Source organism: Leptolyngbya subtilissima AS-A7 (genome assembly GCF_039962255.1).
GTDB lineage: Bacteria > Cyanobacteriota > Cyanobacteriia > Phormidesmidales > Phormidesmidaceae > Nodosilinea.
In genome coordinates this window covers 136336-157877 of the sequence record NZ_JAMPKY010000012.1, presented here as the reverse complement: position 1 = coordinate 157877, position 21542 = coordinate 136336, and the positions used below count along the sequence as shown (strand labels likewise).

The window sequence follows — 21542 nt, the reverse complement described above, 5'->3', positions numbered from 1 at the left end:
AGCAATAAGTCTAACGAACCGTTGTTTGCATTTCTGATAGCGTTGTCTTCCCATACTCGCCAGCTTTAATGCGAGAGACATAATCGCCGTGCTCGTTATTGATATCCACTCCATTGGCAACTACGCCTAGGACGTTTGCCTGCGACCGTTCTAGGAAAGACTTGGCTGCTAGGGCATTTGCAGAGTCTACTTTTCGAGGTCTCAGCACCAACAGAACACCGTCAGACATACGCCCTAGCACAGCTGCATCTGCAGCCCCTAGGAGCGGCGGTGTATCAATTAAGATGTAGTCGTACTGCCGCTTCATCTGCTGGAGAAAATCTGCCATTCGCTCAGAATCTAGGATGGCTAGAGGGTTAGGTGGAAGAGCACCAGCTGTCATGAGAGTTAGGTTCTCAGAGATTTTGTGAATAACGTCTTGTTGGGTTTCTTCTCTAATTAGTACTTGGCTTAAACCAGCTCGGTTAATAACATCCCAAATATGGTGCTGAGATGGAGAGCGAAGGTCAGCATCAATCAACAATACCTGCTTACCTGATTGAGCCAAAGTAGCAGCTAAATTGGCTGAAACTTCGGATTTACCTTCTTCGGAAACTGAACTAGTAATTGCGATGACGCGATGAGGGGTGTCAGAGCTGGTGAATTTTAGATTTGCCTGAAGCATCTGAAAAGCTGCCGAGACCATGGGTTGATCTCTATCAAGGGCAGGAATATAGGCAGCTCGGTCAAGTCTACCTGCAAGGTAGGCTGTAGAGCCTTCACTCTCAGACTTCGTGCGAAACTTAGGAATTAAACCGAGTAGAGTGTAGCCCAGCAACATCTCGCCATCCTTGGCAGTTTTGACTGATTTGTCGACCAAATCTAGGAAGAAGGCGCAAGCAATACCAAGCAAACTACCTAGAAAGGTGCCAACGACAAGGGACGGAATAAGTAGGCTACCAGCGTCTTCTGCAGGTTCAGCCCTTTCCAAAATTTCGGCGCTGCCGACGGTTTGGTTTTCAGCTAGCTGAGTTTGTTGAAAAGCTGCTAAAAGATTTTCATAGTTTAGCTGAGCTGACTGAAGACGCTGAGTCAATTCCAATTGGCGCTTCTCAAGGGCTGGAAACGCTTGAATTCTCTCGGCATAACGATTTCGAGATTCAACCAAACTTTGCAGTTGACTAGCCAAACTAGAACGGTTTACGACTGCTGTGGCTAAGTCTGTTGTGAGCTGTTGATCTAGAGGGCTCATCTGTAGATTGCCGAGACCCGCAAGCTCAGTTGTGCCTACGATGTCTTCAACTCGTTCCCTAAGCAGGCTTTCCAGTGATTCTACTCGGCGCTCTAGGTTGATTACGGTGGGGTGAGTCTCTCGATAGAGACTACGCTGACTTGCCAACTCTGCTTGGGCTAGCTGTAAATCTGCTAGTGCTTGCTGAACAGCCGTAGACTGGCTTAAAGTTTCGATGCGTTTGGCTTGCTCTAGTGGGATTGCTAATTGTTCTTGTAGCTTGCTTGCCTGAGTGTTGGCACTAGCGAGAGTAGAAGACACATCGCGAATCTGGGTGTCTAGCTCAGCGATCGCAGTAACGGCTACGACAGCTTCGTCTTCCAGAACAACAATGCCATTAGCATCCTTGAACTGCTGCAGTGCTGCGGCCGAACGGTCTAGATCAGCTTCAGCAATAGGCAGTTGCCGCTCAATGAATTCTCTAGCTGTAGCTGCCTTCAGGCGGTTGCTGAGAATGTCTCGTTCTAGATACGCATCCATTACGGCGTTAACAACGGTAGCAGCCTCATTCGGATCGTCGGAACTATAGGCAATCTGTAAGATGTCTGCCTGTTCTGTAGACTCTACTTTGAGTTTGGTGCTTAGATCTGCTGGCTTTAGAGGCACGCCATCATCATCCGTAAGACCCAGGTTCTCAATAACGGATTCCATAACTGCAGTTGAAAGCACAACAGAACTTTGGTTCTGCAGGTTGTTCACTGAGAGAGGGAGTTCCCTAATATCTGTCCCTACCCCAGTCAGTGTTGGCGTAAGGTCTGGCCTAACCAGTATGCTGCCTTCTGCGCTATAGGATGGATCCCGCGTCAAGGCAAAGAGTACTGAACCTGCTATACAGGTGCCTAGCACAAGAGTCGCTGGCAACCAACGCCGTTTCAGCACCAGCCAATAGCGTTGTAGGTCAATTTCTTCAACGTAATCTTGGTAGGTCTTGTTAGTCATAGACGAATAGAAGTGAGATACGCCTGAAAACAATTCGGTTACTTACGCAATGCGGTAAGCTACTGTCCCATTCCACATAGACAACTCGATTGCTTAGACTACAGGTTTTGACCTGCAGTCGGCCGCATTAAGTGAAAATGTCTAGGTCGCCTTAGTGGTGAACGCTAGTAGGTCTAAATAATGAGTCAAAGACTCGTATAACTGCCTATCTGATTTAAATAGATGCTTAAACCCTTTACGCAAGCATATCCTATGGAAGCAGCCGCGGGGGGAGGGGTGTTGAGCTGTCTAGCACTGTCTTAACAATGATGACGATTCTATGATGCTCAAAGCCTATCAGGAACTTGATGTCGTAAGTCTGCTCACTCAGGTGCAGTTTTGCAGGCACAAGCAAATTCGGTGAACAAGACCATCTACGGAAAATAGCCTGATGAAAGAACATCAGGCTATTTCTCAAACCCAAAGAGCTGCGCCACAGGAAACCAGCGACTTACTCAATTGACACCCTGCGGAAATATAGCCTGCCGAAAAAGTTGCTCGACTTAAACACAGGCATATCTGGAAGCTGTACAAGAGGTGCACGGATTGGTGATAACAGCTTTTAATAACCGCTTTACAAGCATAAACCTCATGCTGGAGCCTCAATAGGCATCCTGAAGCTCATAGAAGTCAGGAGAAATATAATCTTTGCGAAGCGGCCAGCCAACCCAGTCCTCAGGCATGAGCAGTCGCTTTAAATTGGGATGGCCCTCGTAAACGATGCCATACATATCATAGCTTTCCCGCTCTTGCCAATCGGCTGCCTTCCAGATCCAGTACACCGAAGGTACTCGAGGATTGCTGCGAGGCAAAAATACCTTAACTCTGACTTCTTCGGGGTTATCGATGTTGTCGTCCAGTTTTACCAAATGGTAAAAACTCACCAGCTCCTTGCCTGGACCATCATCGTAGGCTCCTTGGCACTGGAGATAATTAAAGCCATAGGCATATAGAGCAGTACAAATTGGAATAAGGAATTGCGGTTCTACCGTAATTATCTCTATTCCTAAATGATCGCGGGGCATTAACCTGTGGTCAAACCCGTTTTCAGTTAACCAACTAGATACAGCACCCGCCTCTACCAGAGGCGCTGCCGATGATTCACCGGCAGGCTCTGGCTGCGGAGATGATACCTGGGAGTCTTCTTCAGCCATTTAAACCTCCTTATTCTCGGGAGTCAGCTCTGCTACAGTTTCAGACATGGGCATCCCCATAGCTTCCATAAGCTCCTTGGGCGGCACCGTATGAGTGCCTGTCTGTAAGTACTGACCTGTTAGGATTGCAGGCACTGCTTTAAGCTGATGGCTGCGCTCATAAAAACGATGGGTTTGCAGGGTGTAAGCACGATCCTGCATAGATTCTGTCGCTACTTTCTTCCTGAGCTTGATAATGGCATCAATGATCGCCTCAGGTCTGGGAGGGCAGCCAGGAATATAAACATCGACCGGAATTAACTTGTCGACTCCACGCACTGCCGAAGTGGAGTCGCTGCTGAACATGCCGCCAGTGATAGTGCAGGCTCCCATAGCAATAACGTACTTGGGATCTGGCATTTGCTCGTAGAGCCGTACTAGGGCAGGGGCCATCTTCATGTTGATGGTGCCAGCGGTAATGATTAGGTCGGCTTGACGGGGGCTGGCCCTAGGCAACAACCCGAAGCGATCGAAGTCGAAGCGAGAGCCAATCAACGCTGCAAACTCAATGAAGCAGCAGGCGGTGCCGTAGAGCAAGGGAAACAAGCTGGATAACCGACACCAATTATAAAGGTCATCGACCGTAGTCAAGATGACGTTCTCAGAGAGCCCATGGGTTACAGCAGGCGGCGCTGAAGGATTGGCAAGCCTTTCCCCTGGGGCCAGAGAAAGCGGATCGGTGGCTGGGGGGGGTGTCATGACCATTCCAAGGCTCCTTTACGCCAAGCGTACACAAGACCAACAACCAAAATGGCAATAAAAATCAGTGCTTCTACGAATGCTAACAAGCCTAGCTGGTTAAACGCTACCGCCCATGGATACAAGAAGACAGTTTCTACGTCGAAGATCACAAAGACCAGCGCAAACATATAGTAGCGAATGTTGAACTGAATCCATGCGCCACCAATGGGCTCCATGCCCGACTCGTAGGTGGTTCTGCGGGCAGGACCTCGGCTAACAGGGCGCAACAGCTTGGAGGCTGTCAAAGCGGCCACTGGCACCAGACAGGATATGAGTAAGAAGACTAGGAAATATTCGTAACCAGATAAGACGAACACAGGTTCACCACCCTAGAAGGCTATTACACACAGTGCGGTCTGAGACTTAGCAGCCCATGCGCTTTAGGTGTATTCTAAGGCAATTTAGCTGAAAAACTAGGGTCAAAGTTGATTTGGCAATGGGAGCTTGGTCGTGCGATCGCAAACTTAAGCCAAGGATTAGCCCAAAAGCTGGGTGGCCCAACTGTGTCATAATTGTTTACAACGAGCATCTTTGCCCTGCACGTTGTTTGGTGAGCTTTTTCTGGTCACAGAGGACGGACCACGGAGAATTCTGACCGCCCGGTAACTCTTGATTGAATTTAAGGTGCCTTAGTCCTATGAGTGTTGAGTCTGATCCTTCGGCTAATTCATCTGAATCTGTAGATCTGGCTGCTAATTCTGAGGGAGCTGATGGCCTTGAGAGTAGCCCGGCTGAGGTGGTTGTCCTTTCTCCTGAGGAAATGGATTGCTACGAATGTCGATCCTGCGGCTACTCCTATGAGCCAGTTAAGGGTGACAGTCGGGCTAAAATTCCCCAAGGCACTGCCTTTGAGGATTTACCCGTGAACTGGCGCTGTCCGGTGTGTAGTGCTCCGAAGAAGCGATTTGCCAACATTGGCCCGGTCAACTCTCCCTCGGGCTTTAAGGAGAATTTGAACTTCGGCTTGGGCGTGAATCGGTTGACTCCTGGCCAGAAAAATATTTTAATCTTTGGCGCTTTGGCCGTAGGGTTTATGTTTTTCATCAGCCTTTACGGCTTGAGGTAGTGCTGTAAGCGCTTTTGGGAGGCGCCTCAGAGGTAGAGAGCTGGCTCTGCGGATTTGACTTGAGTGTTGTTTAGGAAGTACGGGTTTTGATTGTCTATGCACGCTGCGTTTGACTGGTTAAAGCGAGGCTTAGTGATGCTAGTGGCAGTGCTGCTGGCAACCAGCTGCTCTGGTTATTTTTTGCCGGACGCAGACGTGCATCCCTGGGAAGTCATCCAGGTGCCCGTGAAGTCTACTCTATCTGACATTGCATTTACCCAAGATGCCAATCACGGCTGGATTGTGGGTAGCCGGAATACCTTGCTAGAAACCCAAGATGGCGGTAACACCTGGCAAGTCCGTGAATTGGCTTTGGAAGATCAGGCTTATACGTTTACCTCCGTCGATTTTGCCGGTAACGAGGGATGGGTTGCGGGTCTCCCGTCGGTCCTCTTGCACACTGGTGACGGGGGCAAGACTTGGGAAAGCGTACCCTTGAGCAAAGAATTGCCGGGTTCACCCTTTTTAGTCACGGCTATTGGTGACAAGTCGGCTGAGATGGCTACCGACATTGGTGCGATCTACCGTACAGAGGACGGTGGCCGCACTTGGAAAGCCCTAGTGCAAGGGGCTGTTGGGGTAGTGCGGAATATGGTCCGTTCTGATGACGGTCGGTATGTGGCAGTGTCGTCTCGAGGAAATTTTTACTCTACTTGGGCGCCGGGGCAGGATCAGTGGATTCCTCACAATCGTCAGAATTCAAGACGTCTGCAAAACATGGGGTTTGATAGCGACGGCAAACTTTGGGTTATTGCCCGCGGCGGCCAGGTGAGGTTTTCTAACTCTCGCTCTTCAGACGACTTCACCGAGGCTCTAAGCCCTGAGTTCGGAACGAGCTGGGGACTGCTAGACATGGCTTTTCGCACCGCCAATGAGATTTGGGTGACTGGTGGCGGTGGTAACCTGCTCTGTAGCTTTGACGGTGGCGAGACTTGGTTGAAAGATCAATCCGTTGGGGATGTGCCCTCTAACTTCTATAGAGTGAAGTTTTTGGGTCCTGAGAAAGGCTTCATCTTAGGTCAGGATGGAACGATCCTCAAATATCAGCCTGAGGTTGCTTAAGGAAAGTTGGGAGAACTTCGCTCAAATAGCTTGTTAGGGTTTCCGGGGTTCTCTATGATTAGATTAGATTCTTCGTGTTCAGAGAGGAGACGTTGATATGGCAGGTTCTACAGGCGAGCGCCCCTTTGGCGACATCGTAACGAGTATTCGCTACTGGATTATCCATAGCATCACCATTCCCATGTTGTTTATTGCGGGCTGGCTCTTTGTGAGCACGGGCTTGGCGTACGATGCCTTTGGCACGCCTCGCCCTAACTCCTACTATCCCGACAATCAAATGCAGCTGCCGATTGTGAGCGATCGCTTCGATGCGAAAGATCAGATCGACACGTTCTCAAATCGATAACGCTTTAGTATTCCAACGTTTGATTGAACCTATGCAAAGCAATTCTCCGAACGAGCCCATTACTTACCCGATCTTCACCGTGCGCTGGCTAGCTGTGCATACCTTAGGGGTACCCAGCGTGTTTTTCCTAGGGGCGATCGCGGCAATGCAGTTTATTCAACGATAAGAGAAAACCATGGATCGTAGTCCAAACCCGAATAAGCAACCGGTAGAGCTAAACCGCACCTCCCTATATCTGGGTCTGCTGCTAGTTTTTGTGCTGGGTCTGCTGTTCTCTAGCTACTTCTTTAACTAAAGTTCTAGGGCTGTCTTAGCCGGCAGTTCTGTGGTGCTCAGACTGTGTTGAGTTTTTTACCAGATTAGTAGGAGGTGGATATTATGCTTCAGAGTGGACGAATTCCGTTGTGGATCGTGGCAACTGTTGCCGGTACTGGTGTGCTGGTGGTGGTGGGTCTATTTTTCTATGGTGCCTACGCTGGTGTAGGGTCTGCCATGTAGCTGCTTCGAGCAGTTCTAGATTTAGAGGCTGGGGCGAGTTGGGTTTAACCCGCTTGTCCCAGCCTTTTTAAGTAGGTTTGGGGATAGCTAGGGGCGATCGAGGGCGCTGACATAGCGCTGCACGAGGTAATCAATACCCGTAATCGCCGTGCCTACGACGACGGCATAGGCACCTAAATCAAGGGCTTGCTTGGCCTGGGCTGGGGAGGCAATGCCACCTTCACAGATGACTGGCACGGGGCACTGTTTTACCATAGCTTGGAGTAGGTCAAACCCGGGCGGGGTTTCGGTTTGAGTTTCTGCGGTATAGCTAAAAAGGGTAGTGCCGACGCAGTCTGCCCCAGCATCAATGGCCTTTAGCGCGTTGTCGAGGGTATCGACATCGGCCATGACGGCGCGGCCTAGACGCTCGTGAATTTGCTGAATAATTTGCTCTAGGGTTTCACCGCTGGGGCGGGGCCGTTGGGTAGCATCAACGGCAATAATCTCGCTGCCGGCCTGGGCTACTGCCTCGGCGTGATGAAACTGAGGGGTGATGTAGACCTCTGAGGGCGGCATAACCTGCTTCCATAGGCCGATAATGGGGGAATTGCAGCGGGCCCGTACGGCTTGGATGTGGTCAGGGCTGTCGATGCGTACCCCAACGGCTCCGCGTTTAAGGGCAGCTTCGGCCATGGCTGCGATCGCCGTCGCATTGCGCAGAGGCGAGTCAACCGGGGCTTGGCACGATACGATTAGCCCGCCCTGCAACGATTCCAAAATGCTCTTCAAGGTAGGACTTACTCCACAACAGCGCTATCTAGTTTGATCTATGGCAACTCGGATTTCAAAAACCCTGCTGGTGGCCTCTATTGGTCTGCTGGCCTTGGTAATTGTGCTCAATAATCTGACGGATTACAACGCCAATTTTAGGTACATTCAGCACGTGATGAGCATGGATACGGTCCTTGCAGACAGTCAGTTAACCTGGCGAGCTGTGACCTCATTGGGCCTTCAGAAGGCGGCCTATGGGGCGATCATAGGGATTGAGTCGGCGATCGCAGCTCTCTGCCTAGGTGGAGCCGTGCGCTTGCTGAAAGTTGTGAACTGTGATGGCATCACCTTCAACCGGGCTAAGGCTACGGCTATTTATGGGCTGACCCTGGCGTTTCTATTTTGGTTTGTGGGCTTCATGGTGGTGGGCGGGGAGTGGTTCACCATGTGGCAGTCGTTGGAGTGGAATGGGCAGCAGCCCGCCTTTCGCTTTATCAGCTGTGTGGGCTTTGTGCTGCTCTACCTCAGCCTGTCCGATGGCAACTTGCTCGAGTAGGTTGGGCTTGGCTTGAGGAGGGGCGATCGCACCCCCCAACCGCGCTTTTACACCCAGGTGAAGCCTGATCTACACCTTGGCCAGTGTCACCTGTTCTGCTTGGTCTTGATATTTGCCTCGGCGGGTTTCGTAGCTAACCTGGCAGGGCTCACCCTCAAAGAAAATTAGCTGCACCACTCCCTCGCTGGCGTAGATGCGACAGTCGGCGCTAGAGGAATTAGAAAACTCTAGGGTGAGGTGGCCGCGCCACCCCGCTTCAGCTGGAGTCAGATTGGCAATGATGCCACAGCGGGCGTAGGTCGATTTGCCGATGCAAATCACGCTGATGTTGTTGGGAACAGAAATTTTTTCTAAGGCTACTCCCAACCCGTAGGAGTGGGCCGGCAAGATAAAGTAGCTGCCGCTCTCATCAGTTTTAAGGGCGGTAGGTTCTAAATTGGCAGGGCTGAAATTTTTGGGATCAACCACCGTACCCGGAACATGGCGAAAGATCCTAAATTCGGCAGGGGATAGCCGAATGTCGTACCCGTAGGACGATAGGCCGTAGCTGATAACCGGCTGTCCTAGGGAGTGGTCGGCGTTCTCTAGCTGCCGCACCAGGGAAGGCTGAAACGGTTGAATCATGCCCTCCTTAGCCATTTTGTCGATCCAGGCATCGTTCTTAATCATGGCAAAGCTTCCTGGACGGCTAGGGCAAAAAGTTACGGCGAAATTCGGTTACTTGGTCGGCCACTGTGAGTAGCGGATCAGGCATGTCAGGGCCAGTGAGGATGACATCGACCTGGGGAGGGCGCTGCTTGAGAAAGTCTACAACGTCCTGGGTGGGAATCAGACCGTAGTTGACGGCTAGGCTGAGTTCATCGAGCACGATGAGTCCATAGCGACCTCGGGCTATCACCGCTTTGGTGTGAGACCACAGGTCTTGAATAGCCTGCTGCTCGCTGGGGCTCACCACTGGGTCGTGAATACAGCGCGGCATATCGGCGCGAATCCAGTCTAAATTTTGGCCAAACTGCATCGGTTGATCAGGCCCCTGATGAATGCCTCCCTTGAGAAATTGCACGATTAGCACAGCCTTGCCCTGGTCAGCGATCCGCAGAGCCTGCACCATAACATTGGTAAAAAAGTTGCGGTGTACGGCGGTAAAGACTTGTACGGTGCCCTCTACCGTCTGTAAGAGCGGATGGCGAACGAGCGAGGCAGGGGACGGCGCTAGGGAAAGAGGTTTGATCTGGGAGACCATGGGCTAGTCCAGCGGGGGCAGAAGAACGGCAGTTATCCATTGACCACACCAAAGCCGGCAGCATAACGCTACGTTTCTAGGTTGGGTAGCTTGGATTGTAGGGCTAAATATAGCGTGATTCCCCTAACGTGACTCGACAAATTACTCTATATGCATTCATGAAGTGCATATGTACTGTAGTTTGGCCCTAAGGGCTCGGCCCGATTGACTCTCCTTTCGAACCTGCGCTTGGGGAGGCGGAAAACCCGCCTAGTCTAGGGGAGTCTGCTGTATTCTAGGGAGGGCATTAGGGGCACCTTGTATGGCTTGGCAACGTCCAGATGGTCGGCAACATCACCAGCTGCGGCCAGTGAGTTTTGAACGCCAATTTACGAAATTTTCGGCAGGCTCTGTACTGACCCGCTGTGGCAATACCCAGGTGCTCTGCACCGTGTCTGTGGAAGAGGGGGTGCCGCGGTTTTTGCAGGGGTCGAGTCGGGGCTGGCTAACGGCTGAGTACCGCATGTTGCCAGGGGCTACCCCCCAGCGCCAGGCTCGCGAGCTCATGAAGCTATCAGGTCGCACCCAAGAGATTCAGCGTCTGATTGGGCGTAGCCTGCGATCGACTCTTGATTTTGAGCTGCTGGGGGAACGCACTCTCCTGGTAGACGCCGACGTGCTCCAGGCCGATGCGGGCACCCGCACCGCATCAATTACGGGAGGCTATGTGGCCTTAGCCGATGCGGTGCAGGGTCTGATAGCGCAGGGATTGTTGGCGCGATCGCCCCTGGTGCACGGCGTTGCCGCTGTCTCCGTTGGCCTCATTGAAGACAACGTCTTGCTCGATTTGCAGTACGACGAAGACGTGGCGGCAGCCGTAGACTTCAATCTGGTGCTCAACGAGGAGCTCAACATTATTGAAGTTCAGGGTACGGCCGAAGAGGGTAGCTTTAGCCGTCAGCAGATGAACCAGATTCTAGAGGTGGGTGAGCTGGGCATTAAGCAGCTCTTAGAGGCTCAGCAGGCGGCGTTGCTGTAGGTACATCGCTTGAGCCGATGGCTGTTTTATCCAGCGCTGCCCTGCTAAAACGGGGGGCGCTGCTCGGAGTTGCATCGGAGTTGCGATCGCTAGAGGGCACTTCTTTCCTAGAACGAGAGAGTAAAACTAATTCCTATCGTTAAGAAACGCATCAAGACTATCAGCTGAATTTTGCCCTTGGGCAGTCTGAAATTAGGCCACAGTCTGGAATCGTAGTTCTCTCGCGCAGGAAGGTTTGCCATGACATCTATAGATGCGTTTTCGATGAAAGAAATCACGGTGAGCCGGCAGTCTCCGGGAGAAGAGCGCCAGGCAGCCCTACACCAAATTTATGCTCAGGTGCTCGAGCGCCAGCCCTACGGGTTTGAACGTAAACAGCTTGCCAAAATCGAAGCGGAATTCTTGCGAAATAAAATTGGTGTCAAGCGGTTTCTGCGCGAGCTGGGCCATTCTGAGGTCTATCTCAATGAGTTTTACTACAATTCTTCCAACCCAAAATTTATTGAGCTGTGCTTCAAGCACTTCATTGGCCGTGCCCCCAGTGATTCGGCAGAAATGCATCGCTACTGCGACATTTTGATGCGTCAGGGCGTTAAAGCCATGATTACTGCTCTGCTCGACTCTGACGATTACAGTAAGCACTTTGGCTGCTTTACTGTGCCTCACGCCTGGGCCGAGGATAGCTACCCGTCTCCAAGAACGTTCTGGGAAACTGAAGTGCTGCTGCATGAGCTGCACGGTCGACGCGGCTGGATTGTGCCCACAATGACCTGGCACGACCTTCAGCTCAACTGCGACGGCGGCAGCTGTAGTTTGCCTGGGGCACCAATACAATCTAGCCATTCCCTGCGGACAACGGCAGCGGCTACAGTAGCCATATCGGGAGCAGAGGCGCTGCACCAGGTGCTGAGTACGATGGGACCTCAGGATTTGGAAGTGTTTGCCGCGACCCTCTCTGTCACTGAGCGCGACAAGCTGCGCCACTTGCTGATGCAGCCCGCCCGATAGGTCATCGCGCTTAGAGCATTCAGCAGCATGTTCCACGGTGGCGGACTCGAACTGGGCTCGGACTCGTCACGGGCCATTTAGTACTTGAGCAAGCCAATTGTGACCAGCTCTAACGGCTTAGGGTTCAAAGTGTAGATAGACAGCAGGCCTTGAGCCATACACCTTAAACCCTGAACCCTACTAGCCTGTCACCTTCGGCTTCGCAGACTACTAAGCTGTGAGGCGAGCGAATTTTTTCTTGCCCACCTGCACCACTTTGCCAATGAGATCGGCGGGGCTGCCAAACTCCTGGTTAGGATCGGTCACTTTCTCGCCGTCGAGCTTCACGGCACCTCCTTGAATTTGGCGGCGGGCCTCGCTGCTGCTAGCACACAGTGGGGTAGACCCCACCAGGTAGAACAGCTTGGCCGGGAAGTTAATTTCAGCTAGAGAGAATTCGGGTACCCCAGCTGCAGGTTCACCAGTGCCTTGAACAAGGCTAATGGCAGCCTGCTGCGCCTGTTGTGCCGCCGTTTCGCCGTGGAACTGGCGGGTGACCTCTAGGGCCAACAGCTTTTGGCGATCGCGCGGGTTCTCCGGCAAGGTGTCAAGCGCGAAGGGCGTCAGCAGCTCAAAGTAGTCTTTAATCAGCGCGTCGGGAACCTTTTCGAGCTTGGAATACATGCTCAGAGGATCTTCCTGGAGCCCCACGTAGTTGCCCAAGGATTTCGACATTTTTTGGATGCCGTCGGTGCCCAACAGCAGCGGCACGAGCAGTCCAAACTGGGGTAGCAGGCCAAAGTGGCGCTGCAAATCGCGCCCAACGGCAATATTGAATTTTTGGTCGGTACCACCCAACTCCACATCGGACTGCACCGCCACTGAGTCATAGCCCTGCATCAGTGGGTAGAGAAACTCGTGGAGAAACACCGGCTCGCCCTTGCCGTAGCGCTCGGAGAAGCCTTCTTTGGCCAGCATCTGCCCTACGGTCATCGTGCTGAGCAGCTCAAGAATTTTGCCCAGGTCGAGGGAAGACAGCCACTCCGAGTTGTAGCGCACCTCCAGCCGACCAGGCGTATCGAAATCGAGAATGGGGCGCACCTGATCCAGGTAGGTCTCGGCATTGGCCTTCACATCCGCTTCTGTGAGCTGGCGGCGCACCTCCGACTTGCCGGTGGGGTCACCGATGCGAGCGGTGAAGTCGCCAATAATCAGCACGGCGGTGTGGCCAGCATCCTGAAAGGCGCGCAGCTTGCGTACCGGAATGCTGTGGCCCAGGTGAATTTCAGCGCCAGTAGGGTCAATGCCCAGCTTGACCCGAAGGGGGCGATCGCACTTCAGCAGCCGCTGTGTCAGGTTCTGCTCTGGGTCGCTAGAGTCTGGCTGGTGGGGAAAAACCTCGCTGATGCCCCGATAAATGCTCTCAAATTCAACCGGGGAGGAGCTGGGGTTAGCCTGGGTCATGGTGACTGAGTTCATGGGATAGGGACGGCGGGTTGGTATTGCCCAGGGGCCAGAGAAAACGGGTTTAGCGCACTAAAGCCACTGACTGATAAGTTGTGGCAAAAGTGGCTCTTAGCTTCTCCTTATAACCATCTGTAAGGCTAGGATAGGCGTGCCTGCGATCGCCCTCAAGCGGTCTTTAGGGCCACCGCTGGCGCTCACTTATCTAGAGGGTCATTATAATGGCCTAACCGTCACCTACTGACGGCCATCTACACCCCACAAAATAGCCCTCTCGCTACGCCGCACCGTCGTTTTACAAGCAGCCTTTAAGAGCCAACGTGTCAACCAACACCATTCGCCACAAAAGCCGACGTCAGCCTCAGCCCCTGCGCCGAGCACCCAACGCGCTGAAGTACGTTCAAGACGTAGGGCAGGTAGCAGCGGCAGCCCTGCTTGGCACCACCATGATCGCCAGTTCGGTACTGGCGGGCGGGCTGGTGGGCTTGGCCATCAGCTTCCGCAACCTGCCTGATGTGCGGGTGCTGCGCAACTATGTGCCTAGCGAGACCAGCTACATCTACGACATCAACGGCACCCTGCTCTACAGCCTCCACGACGAAGCGAACCGCGAAGTTATCGACCTCGACGAGATGTCGCCGCATCTCAAGCGGGCCGTGCTAGCGGTAGAAGACAGCTACTTTTACTCTCACAACGGCATTAACCCCAGCAGCGTGGGCCGGGCCTTACTGGCCAACGCCCAAGCTGGAAGCACGGTAGAAGGTGGCTCGACCGTCACCATGCAGCTGGTAAAAAACCTGTTTCTCACTCCTGAGCGAGCTGTCAGCCGCAAGGTGGCAGAGGCCGTGCTGGCTCTGCGCCTAGAGCAAATCTTCAGCAAAGACGAAATTCTGGAGATGTATCTCAACCAGGTCTACTGGGGCCACAACAACTACGGGGTCGAAACTGCTGCCCAAAGCTACTTCAATAAGTCAGCCAGAGACCTTACCCTACCCGAAGCGGCTGTGATGGCGGGCTTGATTCAGGCTCCAGAAAGCTACAGCCCCTTCCACAACTATGAAGCCACCAAGGAGCGCCAAGCCGTCGTGCTTAACCGCATGCGCCAGCTGGGCTGGATCTCCCCAGAAGAAGAGGTGGCCGCCAGGGATGCGCCCCTGCTGGTGGGCGAAGTGAAATCATTCCGCAGCAGCATTTCTCCCTACGTTACCGAAGCGGCGGTCCAGGAGTTGAAGCAGCGCTTTGGCAACGAAGCGGTGGTGAAGGGCGGTATGCGCGTGCAAACCACCGTCGATCTCAACATGCAGCGCATGGCCGAGGCTACGGTGCAGCGACACAATGCCCGCATTCGCCACATTGCCGATCAGATGGCTCTAGTGTCTATCGATCCCCGTACCCATTTTGTGAAGGCAATGGTGGGCGGGGTCGACTATCAAACTAGCCAGTTCAACCGAGCGATTCAGGCCTACCGCCAGCCGGGCTCAGCGTTTAAGCCGTTTGTGTACTACGTGGCCTTTGCGACAGGGCGATACACCCCAGCCAGCAGCATTGCCGACACGCCGGTTAGCTATCCCGATGGCTATCGCTACTACAGCCCCAAAAACTACGACAGCAGTTTTATGGGGAACATCCCCATTCGCACAGCTCTAGAAACCTCGCGCAACGTGCCAGCGGTGAAGCTGGGCCAAGCGGTGGGAGTGAACCAAATTATTGAACTGTGCCGCACCCTCGGGATTGACAGTCCGATGCAACCGGTCACCTCGCTGCCCCTAGGTGCCGTGGATTTAACTCCAATGGAAATGGCCGGAGCCTATGCCACCTTTGCCAATAATGGCTGGCACTCTGAGCCGACTTTTATCGTGCAGGTGAGCGACAGCAGCGGCAATGTGCTGCTGGACAACACCCCCCAGCCTCAGCTGGTGCTTGACCCCTGGGCAGCTGCGTCGTTGACCGATGTTTTGCAGGGGGTAATTGCTCGGGGAACCGGTCAAGCCGCTCAGATTGGGCGACCAGCAGCGGGTAAAACCGGCACCACCGACTCCCAACGAGACGTGTGGTTTGTGGGTTATGTACCCCAACTCTCGACCGCCGTGTGGATCGGCAACGATAACTACTCACCAATGCGCTCTGGAACTACGGGCGGCACCTACGCTGCGCCGGTGTGGCGAGACTTTATGCAACAGGCCCTGGCCAATACGCCGGCCGAAAACTTCAAGCGACCTTCGGAATTCGTGCAACCCTAGTGGGCTACGCGTCTTGCTCTACGGCCTTATTGCGCTGAGCAATTAGGCGATGTGGATGAGCCATGGGATCTAGGGGAGTGGATGAGCCATGGGATTTAGGGGATCTGAATTTAGAGCCCAGATAAGGATGGTTAGAGATTGACTTCATCGATTTGGGCGAGGACGCGATCGCGAAATTCTGGGTCGCTGTTGGCGAGCCCTAGCAGTTCCCAGTAAGCGGAGAGGGTGAGACCATTGGCTTGAATCAGATCGAGGGCTGCGGCCTGAATCTCCTGCTGCATCTGGCGCGATTCGGTGTCGGTCTCGGCCCGCTGTAGGCCGAGTTCGCGCGACTCAATCAGCTTGACGACGGCCATGTAGGCATTAACAAAACGGCTGACGGTTTCTGAGGGAATATCGTTGGCGTCGGGTTGGGTGGGGGAAACTGCTGGTGTTGGTAGATCCGCCGCTGGTGAGGATGCGGCGAAGGCAGGGGTAGCTGTACCCAGCAGCAGGATGACCACGCCCAGATACACCACCCGATGTACTAGGCGCTGGCCTTGCATACCTAGCGAAGAATTGCGCCGGGTGCCCCACTGTTTCAACCAACGGACGCAGGACTTAACAGCAGCAGTCATCCACTCGAAACCCATAGACCGATGACTCAGAAAGCGTTTCACCAGCCTACCCGAAACCAGATGGCCTATAGTGGTACTAAGCCTAAGCATAAATACATAATGACAAAGGAAACAGACTGTCATGGCAAGCGATGATACGGCTCCAATGCCTGGTCAAGGGAGTCTCTCTGACCGAGAGCTACAGATCGTTGAGCTTGTGGCATCGGGGCTAACCAACCAAGAAATCTCAGAGAAGCTGGAGATCAGCAAACGCACCGTCGACAACCACATCAGCAATATTTTGACTAAGACCGCTACGGGCAACCGGGTGGCTTTGTTCCGCTGGGCGCTCCAGTCTGGTAAGGTCTGCATCGACGAGGTCAACTGCTGCCTACTGCCTGAGGTTAAGGTCGAGAGTCAAGAGGCTTAGGCACCGTCACCGGCCAACCTCAGGCTATGATGGGTGTTCTGTATTGCCCATTGAGAGCGTCTGCCCCGTTATGGAGTCGATTCAATCGCTGCCCGGAACTGAAGACATTTTGCCTAAGGCGCAGTTTGTTGGCCAAGACTTAAAGGTGGCCGATATTCACACCTGGCAGCGGGTAGAGGCGACAGCGAGAGAGATTTTGGGCCGGGCCGCCTACCGCGAAATTCGCACCCCTACCTTTGAAGCCACCGCCCTGTTTGAACGGGGCATTGGTGAAGCTACCGATGTAGTGGGCAAAGAGATGTACAGCTTCAAAGATAAGGGCGATCGCGGCTGTACCCTGCGCCCTGAAGGTACCGCTGGGGTCGTTCGGGCCTACGTGCAGCACAGTCTCTACGCCCAGGGTGGTGTCCAGCGGCTCTGGTATACTGGCCCCATGTTTCGCTACGAGCGCCCCCAAAAAGGTCGCCAGCGTCAGTTTCACCAGGTGGGAGTCGAGGTGCTGGGCAGCGCCGACCCCCGCGCCGATGTAGAAGTGATTGCCCTGGCTACAGATATCTTGCAGGCTTTGGGCCTTAAGAATCTGACGTTTTACTTAAACTCGGTGGGCGATAGGGGCGATCGCACCCGCTACCGCGAGGCTCTAGTCGCCTATCTCACCCCCTATGCGGCAGATTTGGACGAGGATTCGCGCGATCGCCTCATCCGCAACCCCCTGCGCATTCTCGACAGCAAAGACGAAAAAACCCAGGCCATTACCCAGGCGGCCCCCAGCATTTTGGACTACCTGGGCCCCGACTCTAAGCGCCACTTTGATCAGGTGCTGACCCAGCTCAACGCCCTGGGCATTGTCTACGAACTCAACCCACGTCTAGTGCGAGGGCTTGACTACTACACCCACACCGCCTTTGAAATTCAGTCAAGCGATCTAGGGTCTCAGGCCACGGTGTGCGGCGGTGGCCGCTACGACAGGTTAGTGGAAGAACTGGGCGGGCCGTCTACCCCGGCGGTGGGTTGGGCCATTGGGCTAGAGCGTCTCACCCTGCTGCTCGAAGCCCTGGAGCAGGGTAAGGCCACGGCTCCAGATATCTATTTAGTCTCTCGCGGTGAGCAGGCCGAAGCCAATGCCCTGCAGCTGGCCCAAAAACTGCGCCACCGAGGGATAGCGGTAGAGCTAGACCTCAGCGCGGCCGCCTTTGGTAAGCAGTTTAAGCGGGCCGATCGCAGCGGGGCCGCCGCCTGCCTGATCATTGGTGACGATGAGGCGGCCCAGGGAACTGTGCAGATCAAGTGGCTAACCTCAGGCGACCAAACCAGTCTCTCTCAGGCGGCATTGCTTAGCGATACCGATGGTTTTTTGCAGCAGCTTCAAAGCCGAGTATAGAGATAGCTAGAGTCCATGCCAAATCCGATCACATAATCCCGATTCCTCAAAAGGCCAAACTGTAGGGGCGTAGCCGTAGCCGAGCTAGAGGTATGGTATTCGCCCTGTTCAATCAGCCAGGGGTTAACCAAGAAAGATTTGGTATCAGAGCGGTCTGGCTCTCCCTCAAGGGAGGAGTTTCTGTCGCCCGGAAGACCCCACCCCTCCAAGAAATTCGTTACGATTGTTTACATTGGCGATTTTTGTCCAACAACTAATTTATCTGCTGGTTGTATGCCTGACACCATCACAAAACTGGCCTACCAAGCCTTTCAACAGGGCAAAAGCTACTTTGGGCTAGCCCACAAAGCCGTTAGTACCCAAGTTATGCAGACGGTCAGTCCACCCAAAGACCTTCAAACCACGCCCCTAGACATAAAGTCTCTTCAACTGCTACAGCAGCGTATGGGTGACTTGCTAGAACGCGATTGGCAAGATGCAGAAGCTGGAGTTTATCCCAAAGAGCTGCTGTTTGATAATCCTTGGGATGACTTCTTCCGGTTTTATCCCCTTGTTTGCCTCGATCTACCCCAGATTTGGGATCGCTTGAACAAGCGCGATCATCACCGGTTTTCTGACGACATCGACACAGCTGGGTATCCCAAATACTACTTGCAAAACTTTCACCACCAGACCGACGGCTACCTGAGCGACATGTCGGCTAACCTGTACGACCTTCAGGTTGAAATCCTCTTCAACGGCACCGCTGACCCTATGCGCCGCCGCATTCTGGCTCCTCTGAAGCAGGGCCTGGCAGCGGCTGGCGTTGAGGATGGAGCAAAGGTTTTGGATGTCGCCTGTGGCACGGGGCGGACCCTCGGCATGATTCGCGATGCCCTGCCTAAAACGTCGCTCTACGGCGTTGACCTGTCGCCCACCTACTTGCGCAAGGCTAACGAAAATCTGCTGGCCAAGCCCGGATTGTTGCCGCAGCTCGTGCAGGCCAACGGTGAAAGCCTGCCGTTTGTAGATAACTACTTCGATGGCGTAGTGAGCGTTTTCTTGTTCCACGAACTGCCAGCAGTGGCGCGGCAGAATGTGATTAATGAAATGTATCGGGTGGTAAAACCTGGCGGTACTGTGGTGCTGTGCGACTCGATTCAGCGGCTTGACTCTCCTGAGTTTGAGGCGGCAATGGAGAACTTCCCAGCGATGTTCCATGAGCCCTACTACCGGCACTACACTACCGATGACCTCAACCTGCGCTTGACTGATGCAGGATTTGAATCGGTCAGTAACCAGGTGCACTTTATGAGCAAGTACTGGGTATGCCGCAAGCCAGCGACGGTCTAGCATAGCTTAGAACTGAATAAGCGTGTTAATGCTTTGGCCCTCGATTATTCGAGGGCTTTTTTGTTGGGCATGCGCCACAGATAAAGCACCGAATCTTCTTCGGAGGGTTGTAGGTGCAGGGTGCGGTAGGGGGCCCAGTCGCCCATGTCGAACATGTGGGTGACGATGCGGCTGCCAGGTTGCAGTTGGGCCTGGAGCCGAGGCCGCAGGCGCAGGTTGAGGTGAGGCAGTAGGTAGATGAAGACTACCGTAGCGGTGCGGAAATCGGTTTCAAACAGGTTTTCTTGCTGAAAAATTAGGCGATCGCCTACTCCTGCTTGCTCAGCCTTAGCTTGGGCCCGCTGCAGCAAGGCCGCATCCACATCCACCCCAACCCCCCGAACGCCATAGTCTACAGATGCCCGAATAAGCAGCCGCCCGTCGCCACAGCCCAGGTCGTAGACCACATCGCTGGGGCTGAGCTCGGCCAGCTTGAGCATGGCTACCATGGCATCGCCAGGGGTGGGTATAAAACCAATGTCGGGTCGGGGCGCTGACATCAGACCGGGTTAACGGTAGCCCAGTGGGCCTGGATATCTCGGATGGTAAATAGAGCTTTGAAGGGTAGATTGTGGCTCTGATACAGCTCGGCACCGCCCTGCTGGCGATCGACTAGGGCAAGAATCTGGTTGACCTGGTACCCAGCAGCCTGAAGGCGATCGACGGCTTTAAGGGCTGATTGGCCAGTAGTGACGACGTCTTCAAGCACGGTGACAGGGCTGCCCGAGGGTAGCTCAAGCCCCTCAATATAAGCGCGGGTGCCGTGTCCCTTAGCCTCTTTGCGAATGATTAGCGGGAAGAGGGTGCGTTGGCCCTCGGGAGTCGGGCTTTGCCCATCGCCATAGACGCCCACCAGACTCACTGCCGTAACCAAGGGGTCGGCGCCTAGGGTGAGCCCGGCCACTGCTACGGTCTCTGGCGATACGAGGTCTAGCAGGAGGCGACCAACCATCAGTGCCCCCTGAGGGTGCAGCGTCACCAGCTTGCCGTTAATGTAATAGGTGCTGCGCTGGCCCGAACTGAGCACAAAGTCACCCTCTTGATAGGCACCTCGGCAAAACAGGTCGAGCAAGGGCGATCGCAGCTCATCGGTCTTGAGGCTGAGAAGAGTGGCAGCGGGTGCATCAATCAAAAGCTGATCCATGGGTGAGTAATTCCTTTAAAAATGCTCCGGTTTTTTGCGATCGCGCTATAAAGGACATGCACTGGGTGATCGGTGCGGCTAGGTTTCGCGTGATCGGAGGGCCTTAGGGTTCTAGATGTTGCGGGGCTTGGGGTTTGAGCACCACCAGAATCGCATCAATCCAACGAGTTGAGGAGGCTTGGCCATGGGCATTCAATTAAATCATATTTCTGGGCTGACGCTGGCGCTGCTAGCCGCTGCCGTTGTCGTGGCTCCGGCAGGGCAGAGTCAAGAAACCCCCCAAACCATTCCCGAGGCCATGGACGAACTGACCACAACCTACTCGGGTGATTTCTTCAGAAACCGGGGTCTTACCCGTCAGGCCAAGCGGCTATTTGGCCTTGACTTTCCCGATCGCTCTCTTGACTGGGATGGGAACGCCACAGCGGCAGCGGTGAGAGACATTCTGCTGCTGCAGAATACCTCCGATCCCACCATTCGAGTGCCCGACCTGGCGAGCCCTTACACTACAACTCTGCTCACCCAGCCCAGCACCAGCGTGCCCTACGTCGGGTCTGAGTTTATTTTTGAGGAGGAGTTCTAATCGCTGAGCTCGCGCTTCCTCATAGGCAGGTTCAACGTCTAACCGCCCCAAAAAGGTACTTTGATAACGAGTGCAATCCAGGGTGCAGGAGTTGAACCTGCCTGACGCGAATTATGAGTTCGCTGCCTAATCCGCTCGGCCAACCCTGGGATTTATGACCTTACCCAATGGTAAAACATGTCCTATTGTAGGGCTTGAGCCCAAAATCAGATCTTAAAATTTGTTTGAAGCTCAAACCTTATAATTTAGGTGCGTCTGAGTCTGGCTCAGGTTGAGCTCTATAAGGTATTTTTGATCTTAGGTTTTATCCTGCCCCTGCCATGAATCCTGCTGTAGCGTTTACGTTGATCCTACTCTCGCTGATGATTGGTTCCGGGGTGGTGAGCGCGTCTTGGGGGTTTACCCTCGGGCGACAGGCGTTGACTGGTGTGCGTCAGCCAGAAACTCGACCGACTAGCGGTTCCCCTGTAGCCCGCGAGGCAGGTGCAGCGAGCCACGGGAATGTAGTTTTAATCAACGAGGCTGAGGTTTTAGAGCAGGTAAAGGCTCGCGTTAATGGCGGTGGCCAGTAGCGTTTAGGCGC

General features: G+C 53.9%; 26 protein-coding genes and 1 tRNA gene. 15 read left to right on the top strand and 12 right to left on the bottom strand.

Annotated elements, in window-relative coordinates:
- Positions 1–10: 10 nt before the first annotated feature.
- The 4 genes from NC979_RS23340 to ndhC form a co-directional block, all read right to left on the bottom strand.
- The gene (locus NC979_RS23340) at positions 11–2209 is read right to left on the bottom strand and encodes a GumC family protein (protein ID WP_190519968.1); all 2199 of its coding nucleotides are present in this window, start codon (positions 2207–2209) and stop codon (positions 11–13) included.
- A gap of 641 nt (positions 2210–2850) precedes the next feature.
- Entirely contained in the window at positions 2851–3402 is a 552-nt protein-coding gene (locus NC979_RS23335; protein ID WP_190519966.1) for an NAD(P)H-quinone oxidoreductase subunit J, read from the bottom strand.
- Positions 3403–4140, bottom strand: coding sequence for an NADH-quinone oxidoreductase subunit NuoB (gene nuoB / locus NC979_RS23330; RefSeq protein ID WP_190519964.1), 738 nt, complete (start codon positions 4138–4140; stop codon positions 3403–3405). It abuts the gene before it with no gap.
- The gene (gene ndhC, locus NC979_RS23325; RefSeq protein WP_073607322.1) at positions 4137–4499 is read right to left on the bottom strand and encodes a photosynthetic/respiratory NAD(P)H-quinone oxidoreductase subunit C; all 363 of its coding nucleotides are present in this window, start codon (positions 4497–4499) and stop codon (positions 4137–4139) included. Before ndhC ends, nuoB begins: the two co-directional genes overlap by 4 nt.
- A 320-nt stretch (positions 4500–4819) precedes the next feature.
- Between ndhC and NC979_RS23320 the strand changes: the two genes are divergently transcribed.
- From NC979_RS23320 to NC979_RS23295, 6 genes are all read left to right on the top strand, one after another.
- Positions 4820–5248, top strand: a complete 429-nt coding sequence (locus tag NC979_RS23320) for a rubredoxin (RefSeq protein ID WP_190519962.1) — start codon at positions 4820–4822, stop codon at positions 5246–5248.
- 96 nt (positions 5249–5344) lie between these two features.
- Entirely contained in the window at positions 5345–6349 is a 1005-nt protein-coding gene (locus NC979_RS23315) for a photosynthesis system II assembly factor Ycf48 (RefSeq protein WP_190519960.1), read from the top strand.
- 97 nt (positions 6350–6446) lie between these two features.
- Positions 6447–6695 carry a cytochrome b559 subunit alpha gene (gene psbE / locus NC979_RS23310; RefSeq protein ID WP_190519958.1) on the top strand — a complete coding sequence of 83 codons (249 nt, stop codon included), beginning with the start codon at positions 6447–6449 and terminating at the stop codon, positions 6693–6695.
- Between the two features lie 31 nt (positions 6696–6726).
- Positions 6727–6861 (top strand): cytochrome b559 subunit beta, encoded by a 135-nt coding sequence (psbF, locus tag NC979_RS23305; RefSeq protein ID WP_073607318.1) that lies wholly within the window; start codon positions 6727–6729, stop codon positions 6859–6861.
- Positions 6862–6870: 9 nt separating this feature from the next.
- A complete protein-coding gene (psbL, locus tag NC979_RS23300) occupies positions 6871–6990 on the top strand; it encodes a photosystem II reaction center protein PsbL (protein ID WP_190519956.1) in 120 nt (39 codons plus the stop codon).
- An 83-nt stretch (positions 6991–7073) separates the two neighbouring features.
- The gene (locus NC979_RS23295) at positions 7074–7193 is read left to right on the top strand and encodes a photosystem II reaction center protein J (RefSeq protein WP_071527210.1); all 120 of its coding nucleotides are present in this window, start codon (positions 7074–7076) and stop codon (positions 7191–7193) included.
- An 87-nt stretch (positions 7194–7280) separates the two neighbouring features.
- Here NC979_RS23295 and NC979_RS23290 read toward each other — a convergent pair whose 3' ends face one another.
- Positions 7281–7964 carry an N-acetylmannosamine-6-phosphate 2-epimerase gene (locus NC979_RS23290; protein ID WP_190519953.1) on the bottom strand — a complete coding sequence of 228 codons (684 nt, stop codon included), beginning with the start codon at positions 7962–7964 and terminating at the stop codon, positions 7281–7283.
- A 40-nt stretch (positions 7965–8004) separates the two neighbouring features.
- On the opposite strand from NC979_RS23290, the gene NC979_RS23285 reads away from it, so the two are divergent.
- Positions 8005–8502, top strand: a complete 498-nt coding sequence (locus tag NC979_RS23285; protein WP_190519951.1) for a DUF2165 family protein — start codon at positions 8005–8007, stop codon at positions 8500–8502.
- 69 nt (positions 8503–8571) lie between these two features.
- Here the strand turns inward: NC979_RS23285 and dcd are convergent, their stop codons facing one another.
- Together dcd and NC979_RS23275 are read right to left on the bottom strand one after the other, a co-directional pair.
- Entirely contained in the window at positions 8572–9171 is a 600-nt protein-coding gene (gene dcd, locus NC979_RS23280; RefSeq protein WP_190519949.1) for a dCTP deaminase, read from the bottom strand.
- Between the two features lie 19 nt (positions 9172–9190).
- Positions 9191–9745, bottom strand: a complete 555-nt coding sequence (locus NC979_RS23275; protein ID WP_190519947.1) for a P-loop NTPase family protein — start codon at positions 9743–9745, stop codon at positions 9191–9193.
- Between the two features lie 301 nt (positions 9746–10046).
- Between NC979_RS23275 and rph the strand changes: the two genes are divergently transcribed.
- Both rph and NC979_RS23265 read left to right on the top strand, forming a co-directional pair.
- Positions 10047–10763 carry a ribonuclease PH gene (gene rph, locus NC979_RS23270; RefSeq protein ID WP_190519945.1) on the top strand — a complete coding sequence of 239 codons (717 nt, stop codon included), beginning with the start codon at positions 10047–10049 and terminating at the stop codon, positions 10761–10763.
- A 240-nt stretch (positions 10764–11003) separates the two neighbouring features.
- Complete coding sequence (locus NC979_RS23265) at positions 11004–11771, top strand: phycobilisome rod-core linker polypeptide (RefSeq protein WP_190519943.1); 768 nt, start codon at positions 11004–11006, stop codon at positions 11769–11771.
- A 210-nt stretch (positions 11772–11981) separates the two neighbouring features.
- Here the strand turns inward: NC979_RS23265 and tyrS are convergent, their stop codons facing one another.
- A complete protein-coding gene (tyrS, locus tag NC979_RS23260) occupies positions 11982–13229 on the bottom strand; it encodes a tyrosine--tRNA ligase (protein ID WP_431191112.1) in 1248 nt (415 codons plus the stop codon).
- A 305-nt stretch (positions 13230–13534) separates the two neighbouring features.
- Between tyrS and NC979_RS23255 the strand changes: the two genes are divergently transcribed.
- Complete coding sequence (locus NC979_RS23255) at positions 13535–15454, top strand: PBP1A family penicillin-binding protein (RefSeq protein WP_190519941.1); 1920 nt, start codon at positions 13535–13537, stop codon at positions 15452–15454.
- A gap of 131 nt (positions 15455–15585) precedes the next feature.
- Here NC979_RS23255 and NC979_RS23250 read toward each other — a convergent pair whose 3' ends face one another.
- A complete protein-coding gene (locus NC979_RS23250; protein ID WP_199308868.1) occupies positions 15586–16071 on the bottom strand; it encodes a DUF4168 domain-containing protein in 486 nt (161 codons plus the stop codon).
- A 121-nt stretch (positions 16072–16192) separates the two neighbouring features.
- Here NC979_RS23250 and pedR point away from each other — a divergent pair, with 121 nt between their 5' ends.
- The 3 genes from pedR (at position 16193) to NC979_RS23235 (ending at position 19193) form a co-directional block, all read left to right on the top strand.
- Positions 16193–16480: a photosynthetic electron transport-dependent transcriptional regulator PedR gene (gene pedR / locus NC979_RS23245; protein WP_190519938.1), complete on the top strand. Its 288-nt coding sequence runs from the start codon at positions 16193–16195 to the stop codon at positions 16478–16480.
- Positions 16481–16550: 70 nt separating this feature from the next.
- Positions 16551–17861, top strand: a complete 1311-nt coding sequence (gene hisS / locus NC979_RS23240; protein WP_190519936.1) for a histidine--tRNA ligase — start codon at positions 16551–16553, stop codon at positions 17859–17861.
- A 273-nt stretch (positions 17862–18134) separates the two neighbouring features.
- On the top strand, positions 18135–19193 hold the full coding sequence (locus tag NC979_RS23235; RefSeq protein ID WP_190519934.1) for a class I SAM-dependent methyltransferase: 1059 nt from the start codon (positions 18135–18137) through the stop codon (positions 19191–19193).
- A 44-nt stretch (positions 19194–19237) separates the two neighbouring features.
- Here the strand turns inward: NC979_RS23235 and NC979_RS23230 are convergent, their stop codons facing one another.
- Positions 19238–19732: an SAM-dependent methyltransferase gene (locus tag NC979_RS23230; protein WP_190519932.1), complete on the bottom strand. Its 495-nt coding sequence runs from the start codon at positions 19730–19732 to the stop codon at positions 19238–19240.
- Entirely contained in the window at positions 19732–20376 is a 645-nt protein-coding gene (gene pyrE / locus NC979_RS23225) for an orotate phosphoribosyltransferase (RefSeq protein ID WP_190519930.1), read from the bottom strand. The genes NC979_RS23230 and pyrE overlap by 1 nt, the downstream gene beginning before the upstream one ends.
- Before the next feature lie 184 nt (positions 20377–20560).
- On the opposite strand from pyrE, the gene NC979_RS23220 reads away from it, so the two are divergent.
- On the top strand, positions 20561–20959 hold the full coding sequence (locus NC979_RS23220) for a hypothetical protein (RefSeq protein ID WP_190519928.1): 399 nt from the start codon (positions 20561–20563) through the stop codon (positions 20957–20959).
- Positions 20960–21035: 76 nt separating this feature from the next.
- Here NC979_RS23220 and NC979_RS23215 read toward each other — a convergent pair.
- Positions 21036–21108 (bottom strand) — tRNA-Ile (locus NC979_RS23215).
- A 171-nt stretch (positions 21109–21279) separates the two neighbouring features.
- Here NC979_RS23215 and NC979_RS23210 point away from each other — a divergent pair.
- The gene (locus NC979_RS23210; RefSeq protein ID WP_190519926.1) at positions 21280–21531 is read left to right on the top strand and encodes a hypothetical protein; all 252 of its coding nucleotides are present in this window, start codon (positions 21280–21282) and stop codon (positions 21529–21531) included.
- The last annotated feature ends 11 nt before the right edge of the window (positions 21532–21542 follow it).